This window comes from Weissella minor (assembly GCF_001437425.1).
GTDB classification, from domain to species: Bacteria; Bacillota; Bacilli; order Lactobacillales; family Lactobacillaceae; genus Weissella; species Weissella minor.
The window spans coordinates 495,797-507,971 of sequence record NZ_JQCD01000024.1; the positions used below are offsets into that span (position 1 = coordinate 495,797).

Consider the following 12,175-nt stretch of genomic DNA (forward strand, 5'->3'; position numbering starts at 1 on the left):
ACAATGAATGACGTCTTTACTTATTGTCATTTTTTCAAAATAAAAAAGACTCCTAAATTTAGGAGCCTTTTTTATTACTGTGCCGTATAACCACCATCGACAACGAATTCAGAACCCGTTGCAAACTTAGATTCATCAGATGCTAAGTAGACACACATGTATGCAATGTCGTTTGGCTCACCTAAATGACCCATTGGTGTCTTCGTACGTTCAGACATCATGGCTTCAGCAGGTGTTCCTTCAACCATTGGGGTCTTAATGTAACCTGGGTGTACGGTGTTAATACGTACATTGTAGTCATTATTACTTGTGTACAACGCTGCTGACTTTGAGAGGAGACGTACGCCCCCTTTACTTGCATTGTATGCAACCAAATTGGGATCACCCACAAATCCTTCAATTGAAGACATATTAATAACAGATGCCCCTTTTTCTGAATGCTTCATGCGTTGCACCGCTAAACGTGTTCCAAAGAAGACACTATCCAAATTAACCCCAATTGTCTTATGCCAATCTTCAGTTGTGGCATGTTCGATATCTCCTGGCAATCCAATCCCAGCATTATTAACGAGTGTCGTAACAGGTCCGAACAACTTCTCAGTTTCATCAAAGATCTCCGTCCAACGTGTTTCTTCTGAAACGTCCTGCTGTAGGAAAACAACTTCATCAGCTGTTCCCAATTCTTGAGCGGCAGCCTCTCCAACTTCAGCCTTGCGACCTGTAATGACAACTTTAGCGCCTTCTTCAAGGAACTTTTGAGCTACAGCATAACCAATACCCATTGTTCCACCAGTAACAATTGCGACTTTTCCATCTAATCGATTTGACATATCTATATGCTCCTTTATGACATTCTTCATTTGTATACGCTTTCATTATACAACTTTACGCAGTATTTAACGAAAAAATTCATTCAAACAGCTAAATTTTATGCCTTTAACAATTAAAAAAAAGCAGATAGCTTAATCTACAAAGCTACCTACTTTTTTAATGTTTCCAGCGATCAAGTCCACGCATAAACTTTTTCGTGTACATATATTTCACAAAAAATTTCTCAATTTTATTCATATCTGAAGCTAAAAATTTTTCATAATTATATGTGTACATCTCATCAAAAGACAAATCTTGGACAAATGCACCATCTTGATAACAATTTTCACAATATTTAGTGGAAATTGTTCCGTCAGCGTTCTTACCACCCAATGTATTTTTATCAATTGGCATCCCACAGCTTTGACATAAATTAGTTTTCGCCATATCATGACTCCCTATCATCTCATTTTTATCACAGAAAAAAAGCAGCTCTTTAAGCTGCTTTCTTCATTAAAATTACTTATCTTCAAGTTGCTTTGAAATGTTTTCAAGATGCTTTTCCATCTTCTTTTTCAATTCAATATCTTCTTTCAAATATTCACGTACATCTTTAACAAATCCTGATTTTTCTAAGTTCAATCCCATCATTTCATCACCCTTTTCGCATTATTTAATAGTTAAAATTATATCGATTTTCTTGAATAAGCACAACTATTAAATTAATCATTATCCTGTATTCACCGCCCTTAAAACATGGTAGGATATTTAAAAATCAATAAGGAGCTTTCAGATGACAATTTCAAACATCTTAGCTATTGCTGGATGTGCCCTCGTAATCATTTGGTTTTTACTACGGTACCTGAAAGTTGAAGGCCAATTCACAGTTATTCCGGCGATTGGATTAGCATTACTCATTGCTAGCCTTTTATTCACATAATTGTAACCACATCTAGGTAATTTCTAGGATGTGGTTTTTTTATTGACTGAAAATGAGAAAAAGATTAGTATTGAATTCATAAACTATGAGACTTAAGCATTAAAGGAGCCTGCTATGACCAAAGAATTTCCAATTAATCAAAATTTAACACGTGTCGTCCCTAATATTATTCGCGCCTATGATGACCGTTTCAGCCAAATCGATGACATTATTAAATTAACCATCGGGGAACCTGACTTTAATGTTCCTGAGGTAAGTAAACAAGCCGTGATTGATAGCGTCACAGCCGATGATTCACACTATGCGCCAGCACTAGGAACAATCCCTCTCCGCCATGCCATTTCTGATTTTCTTTTAGATCGTTATGACTTAAACTATTCCGCAGAAGAAGAAATCATTGTGACAGTCGGTGCAACTGAAGCCATTTACGACACAATTGCTGCATTTGTTAACCCTGGTGATAAGGTATTGATTCCAACGCCAACATTCCCGCTCTATGAATCTGACACACTCATTATTGGCGCTGATCCAGTCTTAATCGACACAGAAAAAGACGGATTTATCCTGACTGCTGATGCGCTTCGCGCAGTACTAGATGAGTATGGTGATGCTGCTAAAGTCCTAGTCCTAAATTATCCAGGAAATCCAACTGGTCGTACTTATTCAGCAGATGAATTAAAAGCTTTGGCTGAAGTCTTAGCAGATACGAATATCGTTGTGATTGCGGATGAAATCTACTCAGAATTAGTTTATGATGAACCACACCATTCAATTGCTGAATACCTCCCTGAACAAACATTAATCCTAAATGGTGTGTCAAAATCACACGCGATGACCGGTTATCGCTTAGGCTTTATTGCTGGACCTAAGCCACTTATCAAAGGACCAGCCCTAGTACATCAAGTCGCTGTCACGACAACGCCAAATCCAATGGCTGCAGCTGCAACGGTCGCTCTTGGAACACCTGAAGGTAAGGCCGCCACAGAAGAGATGAAAGTTGCGTATAAAGAACGTCGTGACTACTTAGTTAAATCTTTGCACGAACTTGGCTTTGAATTAGAAAACCCAGAAGGTGCCTTCTACTTGTTCCCTCGTATCTTGCCATCATATGGCAATGATGACGGTCAATTTGCGATTGACCTTGCGGAAGAAGCCCATGTCGCAACCGTAACTGGACAAGCATTTGGTCCTGGTGGTGAAGGTCATTTCCGTATCAGCTATGCCTCAAGCTTGGAAACACTTCAAGAAGCCGTGGCACGTTTGACTGAATTCGTAAACAAACACGCATAATAAAAAGAGCTAACTCACGTAGTTAGCTCTTTTTTATTTTAAACAAACATACTTAGAATCAATACGACAATCAATCCAATTACGGCAATCAGAGTTTCAAGCACTGTCCAAATTTGCAGCGTCTGCTTAACGGACAAGTCAAAGTACTCTTTGAACATCCAGAACCCCGCATCGTTCACATGCGATGCTGCTAATGAACCGGCACCAATAACTAATACCATTAAGGCTGGGTTAACACCAGCCCCCACCATCAAAGGCTGAACCAATCCTGCAGCCGTCAAAGCGGCAACTGTCGCTGAACCAAGGGCTACACGAAGAATTACGGTAATAATCCAAGCAAGTAATAATGGTGATAATGATGAACCCATAAAGATCTTCGCAATCTCTTCAGAAATTCCACCATCAATCAAAATCTGCTTAAAGGCAGCACCACCACCAATAATCAATAGCAACATGGCAATTGATTTCACGGCTTCTTCAACTGTGGCACCAATTTGCTTCGCATTCTTACGTTGGTGCAAGCCCATTGACCACAAGGCGAATGCCAAAGAAATAATCATCGCACCAACTGGGTTTCCAATCATGGCCATAAATGAATCTAACCCAACTGGTTTTGCTGGCGCAACACCATCATGCATAACAACCGTATAAATGGTCGTCACACCCATTAAGATAACTGGGAATAAACTTGTCAAAATGGCTAGCCCAAATGAAGGCGTTTCAGCAATTTTGAATTCTTTAATTTCACCAAAGGCACTAAGCTTTTTCTTCATCTGAAAGGCTTCTGGGGCATAGCATTGTGCAACCTTAGTAAAGACTGGCCCGGCAATAACTGCCGCAATCAAAGCAATAATCAAACCATACATCAATACGTGCCCTGGGTTAGCGCCAAGTGCACCTGTAATTGCTGTTGGTGCTGGATGTGGTGGCAAAAATCCATGTGTAACGGATAGCGCTGCCGCCATTGGAATTCCCAAGTAAAGTAAAGGCACACCAACTTCTAATGCAATTGCAAAGACAATCGGAATTAAAATAACCATTCCAACTTCAAAGAATAACGCAATTCCTAAAATAAATGATGCAACCATCACCGCAATTTGCACATACTTGCGTCCAAAAATATCAATCAGTGTATGGGCAATTCGATAAGCACCACCTGAATCAGATACTAAACGCCCTAAAATTGCCCCGAATCCAAAGACAATCGCCAATTCCCCAAGTGATCCACCAATACCTTTTTCAATTGAAATAGGTATCTCGGCTAGGTTCATCCCCAAGCCAAGTCCTACTACAACTGAAGTAAAAATAAGTGAGATGAAAGTATTCATCTTCACTTTGATAATTAGAAATAGCAATAAAGCAATTCCTAAAAACAAAACTAAAATAGATTGCATGTCCGTACTCCATTCATCGAAATAAATTGTGAAATAATAGTTGATAACAGATATTCTAACACACTAGTCTATACATGTGAATGCGCTTACACAACGCTTGTGAAATTAATCTAAGCTGCTTGTATAAAATCGATATTTATTTCATATCTGACTCACAGTCGTCTGTCTATTTCTAGCATATGGATTGAGTTGCTAACTGGTTTCATTAAAATATTATTCTAAGCTGTTGACTTTAAATGAGATAAGTTTTAATATTACTCTAACAAAGCAACTAGAAACAGCTACACACATGATAAAGGAGCATCATCTATGACTACAAAACTTGGAATTATTGGAATGGGTCACGTTGGAGGCGCTGTCGCTGAAGGTGCTATCTTTCAAGGCCTAGCAGACGATTACGTCTTACTTGATTCAGATCCCGCTCGCCTTGATGCGGAAGTACTCGATTTAATTGAAGCACAACCAAATCTTGCCCACCACGCAAACATTATTTCAAATGACTGGGACGCATTAGATGATGCGGATGTCATTGTTTCAGCACTTGGGAATATCGGATTGCAAAAGACAGCTCCTGGTGGAAATGCCCGATTCATTGAAGCTGAATACAATGCTGAGCAAATTAAGAGTGTGTCAGAAAAGCTAAAAGCGACTAAGTTTAATGGTGTTTTGGTTGTCATTACGAATCCAAATGATGTCATTGTTAGTCTTTATCAACATTTTACTGGCTATGCTCGGGAAAAGGTGATTGGAACTGGAACCCTGCTTGATACAGCCCGCATGAAGACTGCTGTCAGCCATCTATTCGATATTGATCCACGTTCAGTCCAAGGCTATAATCTTGGAGAACATGGAAATTCACAATTCACGGCATGGTCAAGTGTCACTATTCTAGACCAACCCATTGTTGACGTTGCTGAAGAAAAAGGTATTGATTTAAACAAAATTGCTGAGACTTCTCGCGATAATGGTTTCCGTGTTTTCAATGGAAAAGGTTATACCAGTTACGCCATTGCCGCCTCTGCCCTCCGTTTAACTGAAACAATCCTAAACGATAGTCATGAACTACTACCTGTTTCAACATTCCGTGATGACAATGAAGTAGCGTTATCATTCCCAAGTGTTGTCGGTCGTGATGGTGTCCTTGGGCACAGTCAATTAGAACTTACCGATGAAGAAACTGAAAAGTACAATGCTTCATATGATTTCGTCCTTGGGCGTTATCAAGACCTCCTAGAAAAATTTGGCGCATAGTTAGCGCATAAAAAAAGATCAACCGGATGAACTTTCGGTTGATCTTTTTTTATTTAGAATAGGCCTGTAATCTTACCTGTCTCATCAATATCAATATCATTCGCTGCTGGATGTTTAGGTAATCCAGGCATCGTTAAAATACTTCCTGTTAACGCAACCAAGAAACCAGCTCCTAACTTTGGCACAAATTCACGAACATGAATGGTGAAGCCTTTTGGTGCCCCCAACTTCTTTGGATCATCTGATAACGAGTACTGCGTCTTTGCCATAATAATTGGTAACTTATCCCAACCATATTTTGCAAAACGCTTCAATTGTTTCTCCGCTTTATCTGAAAGTTCTACACCATCAGCCCCATAAATGGTCTGAGCAATCTTATTCAGCTTTGTCTTGGGGTCATCTAATGGCGCATATAGCGCTGTGAAGTTTGCAGGTTCCTCTGTTGCGCGGACAACACCTTGAGCTAGTTCTGTTGCCCCCGCGCCCCCTTGGCCCCAAACATCAGCCACATACGCAGGTACATCAAATTTGGCAGCATAACGTTCAATCGCCTCTAATTCTGCTTCAGTATCCGTAACGAATTGATTGATTGCCACGACCACCGGTACACCATAACGTTTCATACTAGTTAAATGTTGCCCTAAATTAGACAAACCTTGTTCAAGCGCATCAACATCAGGTTGTTTAAGTGCATCCTTTGCAACGCCCCCATGCATCTTTAATGCCCGTACAGTTGCAACAATGACAATTGTATCAGGTGTCTTGCCCAACAATGGTACCTTAAAGTCTAAGAACTTTTCACCACCTAAATCAGCCCCAAAACCAGCCTCTGTCACTGTATAATTTGCTAAGCGTAATGCCGTTTTAGTAGCTTGAACCGAATTTGTGCCTTGTGCAATATTAGCAAATGGTCCACCGTGAATCAAAGTCGGTGTATGCGCCAGTGTTTGCACTAAATTAGGGTGAATCGCATCTTTTAGTAATGTGGTTAGTGCCCCGGCAACACCTAAATCTTTAACGGTAACGGGTTCACGATCATACGTATAACCAATGACAATTTTTTCAATACGTTGCTTCATATCCATTAAATCTGATGACAAAGTTAAAATGGCCATCAATTCAGATGCAACGGTAATATCAAAGCCATCTTCTCTAGGAACACCACTCGTGGCACCACCTAAACCAATGGTTGTATGACGTAAGGCACGATCATTTACATCCAGTGCGCGTTTCCACAAAATACGGCGTGGATCTAAATTCAAAGGATTTCCTTGATAAATACTATTATCAATCAAAGCCGCCAAAGTATTATGCGCGCTCGTTAATGCATGGAAATCACCGGTGAAATGTAAGTTAATATCCGCCATCGGAATCACTTGTGAATAACCGCCACCCGTAGCACCACCCTTTAATCCCATCACAGGTCCCAAAGAAGGTTCACGCAATGCTATCATTGTCTTCGGATCAATTTGAGCAAGTGCATCTGCTAAACCAACTGTAACCGTTGATTTTCCTTCGCCAGCAGGTGTTGGATTAATCGAGGTCACTAAAATCAGCTTACCTAATTCATCATTTTCATGACGATCATCTAAGACCACCTTGGCCTTATCCCAGCCATAGGGTTGCCATTCCGCTTTAGACAATCCAATCTTTTCAGCAATTTTCTCAATGGGCCAAGTTTCAGCATTTTGTGCAATTTCAATATCGCTTAACATCATTTTTCTTTCCCCGCTTGTTCTGCGTCTAGTGCTTGCTTTCCAATATCATGCCGATATAGCAATTCGGTTTGTGTTTCATCTAACATCACACTTAAGTCAATTTGAGCTGCCGTCATTGTTGGTCGCTGTATAACCGCTGTTAATACACGCCCTGATGTGGCACTAATGAATTGCCCTGAGCGCTCCTCGACATCTTCAAAATCAATTTCAACTTCTGCTGGTAATTCAGGAATAGGAACACCCTTTTGTGATTGCCCAGGATAACCAGGCGCAACCAACGTCGCACCTAGAAAGATGTTGTCTTTCTGCCAATTCATGGCAGTTGGTGTTCCATCTAACAATTGCGTGATAACTTCAAATAAATCAGATTTTAACTGTGGCAGAATAACCTGCGCTTCCGTCTGCTCAAAATTAGTATGGTATTCAATCAACTTAGGTCCATCATCCGTTAAAATAACATCCGTTTGCAACACCCCCTTAAATGGTGTCCCTTGTTCAACTAAGCCTTCTAATAGTGGGTCAATTAAATGGGCTATCGTTTGATCAATAATTGCTGGGTTTAACCATCGGATGGGACTATTTGCCCCCATACCAGGTGTTAATGGACCAACTGAATTATCATACAAACGTTTATTACTTTGTACAACTGGTGCATGTAAAACTTGATCGATACCAACAAATGAACAGATTGAGAACTCTGGACCATGCATAATATCTTCCATCACCACCGTTGCATGACGGTCAGCCATATAATATTGATTCACAGAAATTAATGCATCCGTTCGATTGTCGTAAATACCAACTTCCTTCGTGCCTTTCGCTCGATCTAATTTCATAACAATCGGATATTGGAGTGTTTCTAAGACCGCCTTGGCTTCAAGTAACGTTTCCGTTTTAACATAAGGTGCCGTTGGTATTTTCAAGGCATTAACTAAATCAATCATGTGGGCCTTTGTTTGGTTGAACCTACTAGCTTCATTGGTCGGCCCATAAGCACGCAAACCAACTTTTTCAAATTCATCAACAATTCCAGCTTCAACTAAGCTCGCGTCCCCCATTAAAGTCAAATCAATTGTCTCTGCTTGTGCAAAACTTACAAGTTCATCAATTGTCTTGAAATCAACCAATTGTACTGTTTTGGTGGCTTCTAACATACCAACATTTCCTGGGGCAACGAATATTCTTGAAATCTGTTTATTTTTTAGGAAAGCTCTGACAAATGCATGTTCTCGTGCGCCAGAACCAACGATCAAAATCTGCGTCATGGTTCTCTCCTTTGCGAATGCGAACAATTTTTCCTTATCGCTATCTTAATTGTAACATTAGTTCAAAATTTGCCGTAACAATAATTTCGGTGTTCATTGACAAATCATCATTTATACAAAATACATTTATATCAATATAATATTTTCATTTACATTACATCCGTATTGCGTCTTGTTTTCATGTAACAACTAGAATACAGTTGAGACAAATTTCGGTTTAAACTAATTTCGTTTAAATATATTAAATAAAACGATTAAAATGACCCTTTTTACAAAAAAACACACGAATATTTCACTTTAAATCGTTTTAAAATCTAAATGTGCCGCCGCTAAGCCCAATTGTCGTTATGTAATAATGATATATATTTGTTATATTCCCGTCTTAACAAGCACAGCTAATTGACGTATACTAAAGTTAAATTAAAGCGTTTTCAAAAATGGGGAATTCGATATACCGAGGGGGGCGTCATGCACGAATCAAATCAAGTGCTAAGCTTAAAAGAACAATTGCAACCTACAGCGGCATTTAATCTGCTTAATAATACAAAAGACTTAGATTGTTTAACAAAAAACATTGATGAAAGTGAACATATCGCAGCCTCTGTTCAAGGTCAAATCGACAATGATGATATCACGGTCATTTTAACTAATAAACATATTTTCTTTTTATCACACGGCTTACTCGGAAATCCGCATTGTGATGATGTCGAAATCGCAGATCTTAAAAATTTAAACTATTCCACCGGCCTCGCTTTTACCAAAATCGAATTTTGTAATGGGTCGACCACCACCATTCTTAATGCCATTAAAAAGGAAGATGGTGTGCAATTCATCACTGAATTGAATCATGCTATCACAAATATTGAAAATGATCGGATTATTGCCAATAAAGTTAATCAAACAGCTAACGCCAAATTCGTTCAAGATGAATTAGATCGACTTACCCGCTTGCATGATCATGGGATTATCAATGATATTGATTTTAACAACGAAAAAGCCAACCTCCTATTCACCCAAAGCTAAAAAGCCGACACAGGAATGTGTCGACTTTTTTATTGCCAAGGACTTTCTTGTAACCAAATTTTTGCCTGATCCATGTCCACTTTTACATCGATACCATAGGGAATTGATAGACGTGGAAAACCATGTCCAAAATTAACATTATAGAGCACTGGTAAATTGTGCCGTTTTGCAAGTTGCTTATAAATTTTTTTATATTCATTGTAATAAGCATCGTTTTGCGTCTTTCCGATTATTAAAGCTGTTGCCTGATCAAACATCCCCGTTTGTGCTAAACGATGTAAATAAATAGATAAGGTATGTGGATTTGGATTCTCTTGACTCGGCTCTAAAAAAATCACTTTGTTTGCCCAATCATTTGGCCATAACTGATATTGCTCATTAATAGCCGGTTCATCAGCATACGAATTACCGGTTAACAGATCAAATAAGCTCTCAATACAGCCACCCAACAATTGACCACTATAAATTCCTTGGCCGTATAAACTTTCATATCCCTTTTTTTCACGATGCGGCATCCGACTTACATTCCAACTAGCTTCAGAAAAATCTTGTCTTTCATCATACCAAATTGGACTAGATTTCAATTCATAGGGTTCAGCCTTAAAAAAGTGTTCAAAGTTTTCAATTGAAAATGGCAGCATTTCAGGACCAATATCAGCAAAGTCATTCAAAAAACTGGGACCATAAAAGGTATTCAACCCTAATTTATGAAAAACTAGATGATTGAGGGTTGTATCAGAAAAGCCCATAAATACTTTTGGATGTTGCTGGACGGCCGTTACAAACTCTGGATCATCAAGTAAGAATGGCGCTAAGCGATATGTATCGCTACCACCAATGGTACAAAGAATTGCTTGGACCTCATTATCCAAAAAAGCAGCTTTTAAGTCCGCTGCCCTAATTTCAGGATGGTCAAATATAAATTGATGGTGTTCTTGTGCATGCGGCATGACTTTTAACTTAAGCCCAAAATTGGCTAATCGTTTCCGCCCTAGTTCAACAACGTTATCGGCCTCATACAATGAGCCTGCAGATAAAGTAACAAGCGCAACAGTATCACCCTTTTTTAAACGATTTGGTTTTAATCCCATAGTTGAACCTCCATTTTTTACGGATTTAATTTAAAAACCGCACTGACTTCTAAGCCAATGCGGTTTTTTCGCAACACCAATAATGTAATCATATATGGTTGTATATTCATGTTACTTTTTTGGAAAGGTCATTACGGCGTTGCTTATAGACATCATTATAAAACATTTAGATGAGAATTAAAAGTATTTTCTCATCATTTTATTATAATTAGTCTTTATCGTCTGTTTTTTGTTCAGCCGTTTTTAAATCTGGCTGCGGTGCGCCCTTCCATGCTGGTACTTGAGTCCCATTACTAGTCTTATTAATATAATCAGCCACATTCTTTGATTGATAAGACTTCACAAGTGCCTTGGTATACCATTTATTCTTATCTTTTTTGTTGGCTGCAATAACATTAATGTATTGATGGGTATGCTTATTGTCCACATTCCAAACATAAATTGCGGATTGCGGATCACGCCCCGCTGCTTCTACGAATGTCGCTGAAATAACGGCCGCATCCACTGATTTCAAACTGGCAAGGGTTTGATCTGCAGCCAATTCCTTAATTTTCAGATTCTTCTTACTTGATACCACATCCCGGGCAGTTGGATTATCTTCGCCCTTTTTCAATTTAATTAAGCCTGCATCCTGTAGCAAGAATAACGCACGTGCCTCATTGGTTGGATCATTCGCAACTGCAATCGTCCCACCTTCTGGAATATCTTCTAATCGCTTATGTTTATCTGAATACAAACGGCCGGTTCCAGAAACCGTTTGCCCGACAGCCGTTATATCAGCCTTGTGTTTATCGTTCCAATCGTTTAAAAATGCATAATGTTGAAAAGCATTGGCATCAAGATTTCCATCATTTAAAGCTTGATTGGGTTGATTAAAATCAGTGAAGGTCACTAATTTAATATCGATACCTTCTTTTTTACCGTTTTCTTTAACACGCTTCCATACGCCTTCATCCGTCTTTGAAGGTGAGTTAATCCCAACTTTAACTGTTTTCAAATCGTCCTTATTTTTATCTGCGGCATGCGATACAGTCGTCGTTGCAATTGTTGCTACCCCGAACACTGTTGTTGTAATTGCAATTTGCTTCAATAATTTTCCCATTTTCATTGTCCTCACATGTCCATCACTCCTGGTAATACATCACATTTTTATTTTGGCCAAAATAAAAACGCCCTAGAAAACCCTTTTTGGATTCTCTAGGACGATTTGCTCGTGTTACCACCTAGTATTTCTCATTTCATTACTGAAATAAGCTCAGACGTACGCCACTTCCGTTGGACTAGTCAACAACGTTCGGATATACGCTGTGCGATAACGGGCACTTCCGGCATCAGCTAACTTAATGAATAAGCTCACCGATACTATGACTCCAAGACCATTTTCTACCGCTTC

The 12,175-nt window shown here is 39.2% G+C and carries 11 protein-coding genes and 1 other annotated feature (1 of these 12 only partly in view); of the genes, 3 read left to right on the forward strand and 8 right to left on the reverse strand.

Annotated elements, in window-relative coordinates; genetic code table 11:
- Positions 1 to 74: 74 nt before the first annotated feature.
- The 3 genes from IV67_RS05855 to IV67_RS09560 all read right to left on the reverse strand — a co-directional run bounded on the left by IV67_RS05855 (position 75) and on the right by IV67_RS09560 (position 1,458).
- Positions 75 to 830: an NADP-dependent (R)-specific alcohol dehydrogenase gene (locus IV67_RS05855; protein WP_057788036.1), complete on the reverse strand. Its 756-nt coding sequence runs from the start codon at positions 828 to 830 to the stop codon at positions 75 to 77.
- A 157-nt stretch (positions 831 to 987) separates the two neighbouring features.
- Entirely contained in the window at positions 988 to 1,257 is a 270-nt protein-coding gene (locus IV67_RS05860) for a zinc ribbon domain-containing protein (RefSeq protein WP_057788039.1), read from the reverse strand.
- Positions 1,258 to 1,329: 72 nt separating this feature from the next.
- Positions 1,330 to 1,458, reverse strand: coding sequence for a hypothetical protein (locus IV67_RS09560; protein WP_269082763.1), 129 nt, complete (start codon positions 1,456 to 1,458; stop codon positions 1,330 to 1,332).
- Between the two features lie 406 nt (positions 1,459 to 1,864).
- Here IV67_RS09560 and IV67_RS05865 point away from each other — a divergent pair, with 406 nt between their 5' ends.
- On the forward strand, positions 1,865 to 3,040 hold the full coding sequence (locus IV67_RS05865) for an aminotransferase class I/II-fold pyridoxal phosphate-dependent enzyme (RefSeq protein WP_057788041.1): 1,176 nt from the start codon (positions 1,865 to 1,867) through the stop codon (positions 3,038 to 3,040).
- A 38-nt stretch (positions 3,041 to 3,078) separates the two neighbouring features.
- On the opposite strand, the gene IV67_RS05870 is transcribed toward IV67_RS05865, so the two are convergent.
- Positions 3,079 to 4,434 (reverse strand): gluconate:H+ symporter, encoded by a 1,356-nt coding sequence (locus IV67_RS05870; protein ID WP_057788043.1) that lies wholly within the window; start codon positions 4,432 to 4,434, stop codon positions 3,079 to 3,081.
- A gap of 309 nt (positions 4,435 to 4,743) precedes the next feature.
- Between IV67_RS05870 and IV67_RS05875 the strand changes: the two genes are divergently transcribed.
- The gene (locus IV67_RS05875; RefSeq protein ID WP_057788045.1) at positions 4,744 to 5,685 is read left to right on the forward strand and encodes a lactate/malate family dehydrogenase; all 942 of its coding nucleotides are present in this window, start codon (positions 4,744 to 4,746) and stop codon (positions 5,683 to 5,685) included.
- Between the two features lie 53 nt (positions 5,686 to 5,738).
- On the opposite strand, the gene IV67_RS05880 is transcribed toward IV67_RS05875, so the two are convergent.
- Positions 5,739 to 7,400 carry a formate--tetrahydrofolate ligase gene (locus IV67_RS05880; protein WP_057788267.1) on the reverse strand — a complete coding sequence of 554 codons (1,662 nt, stop codon included), beginning with the start codon at positions 7,398 to 7,400 and terminating at the stop codon, positions 5,739 to 5,741.
- Entirely contained in the window at positions 7,400 to 8,668 is a 1,269-nt protein-coding gene (locus IV67_RS05885; RefSeq protein WP_057788047.1) for a phosphoribosylamine--glycine ligase, read from the reverse strand. The genes IV67_RS05880 and IV67_RS05885 overlap by 1 nt, the downstream gene beginning before the upstream one ends.
- 468 nt (positions 8,669 to 9,136) lie before the next feature.
- Here IV67_RS05885 and IV67_RS05890 point away from each other — a divergent pair, with 468 nt between their 5' ends.
- Positions 9,137 to 9,691, forward strand: coding sequence for a PH domain-containing protein (locus tag IV67_RS05890; protein ID WP_057788049.1), 555 nt, complete (start codon positions 9,137 to 9,139; stop codon positions 9,689 to 9,691).
- Between the two features lie 29 nt (positions 9,692 to 9,720).
- On the opposite strand, the gene IV67_RS05895 is transcribed toward IV67_RS05890, so the two are convergent.
- Positions 9,721 to 10,782, reverse strand: coding sequence for a S66 family peptidase (locus tag IV67_RS05895; RefSeq protein WP_057788051.1), 1,062 nt, complete (start codon positions 10,780 to 10,782; stop codon positions 9,721 to 9,723).
- A gap of 208 nt (positions 10,783 to 10,990) precedes the next feature.
- A complete protein-coding gene (locus IV67_RS05900) occupies positions 10,991 to 11,884 on the reverse strand; it encodes a MetQ/NlpA family ABC transporter substrate-binding protein (protein ID WP_057788053.1) in 894 nt (297 codons plus the stop codon).
- Between the two features lie 93 nt (positions 11,885 to 11,977).
- Positions 11,978 to 12,175 (reverse strand) — a binding site (T-box leader) (it continues 75 nt past the right edge of the window).

Bases quoted from the DNA above. Each gene is read 5' to 3' on its own strand.
- IV67_RS05855 (WP_057788036.1), bottom strand. From the start codon at position 830: ATGTCAAATCGATTAGATGGAAAAGTCGCAATTGTTACTGGTGGAACA.
- IV67_RS05860 (WP_057788039.1), bottom strand. From the start codon at position 1,257: ATGGCGAAAACTAATTTATGTCAAAGCTGTGGGATGCCAATTGATAAA.
- IV67_RS09560 (WP_269082763.1), bottom strand. From the start codon at position 1,458: ATGGGATTGAACTTAGAAAAATCAGGATTTGTTAAAGATGTACGTGAA.
- IV67_RS05865 (WP_057788041.1), top strand. From the start codon at position 1,865: ATGACCAAAGAATTTCCAATTAATCAAAATTTAACACGTGTCGTCCCT.
- IV67_RS05870 (WP_057788043.1), bottom strand. From the start codon at position 4,434: ATGCAATCTATTTTAGTTTTGTTTTTAGGAATTGCTTTATTGCTATTT.
- IV67_RS05875 (WP_057788045.1), top strand. From the start codon at position 4,744: ATGACTACAAAACTTGGAATTATTGGAATGGGTCACGTTGGAGGCGCT.
- IV67_RS05880 (WP_057788267.1), bottom strand. From the start codon at position 7,400: ATGTTAAGCGATATTGAAATTGCACAAAATGCTGAAACTTGGCCCATT.
- IV67_RS05885 (WP_057788047.1), bottom strand. From the start codon at position 8,668: ATGACGCAGATTTTGATCGTTGGTTCTGGCGCACGAGAACATGCATTT.
- IV67_RS05890 (WP_057788049.1), top strand. From the start codon at position 9,137: ATGCACGAATCAAATCAAGTGCTAAGCTTAAAAGAACAATTGCAACCT.
- IV67_RS05895 (WP_057788051.1), bottom strand. From the start codon at position 10,782: ATGGGATTAAAACCAAATCGTTTAAAAAAGGGTGATACTGTTGCGCTT.
- IV67_RS05900 (WP_057788053.1), bottom strand. From the start codon at position 11,884: ATGGGAAAATTATTGAAGCAAATTGCAATTACAACAACAGTGTTCGGG.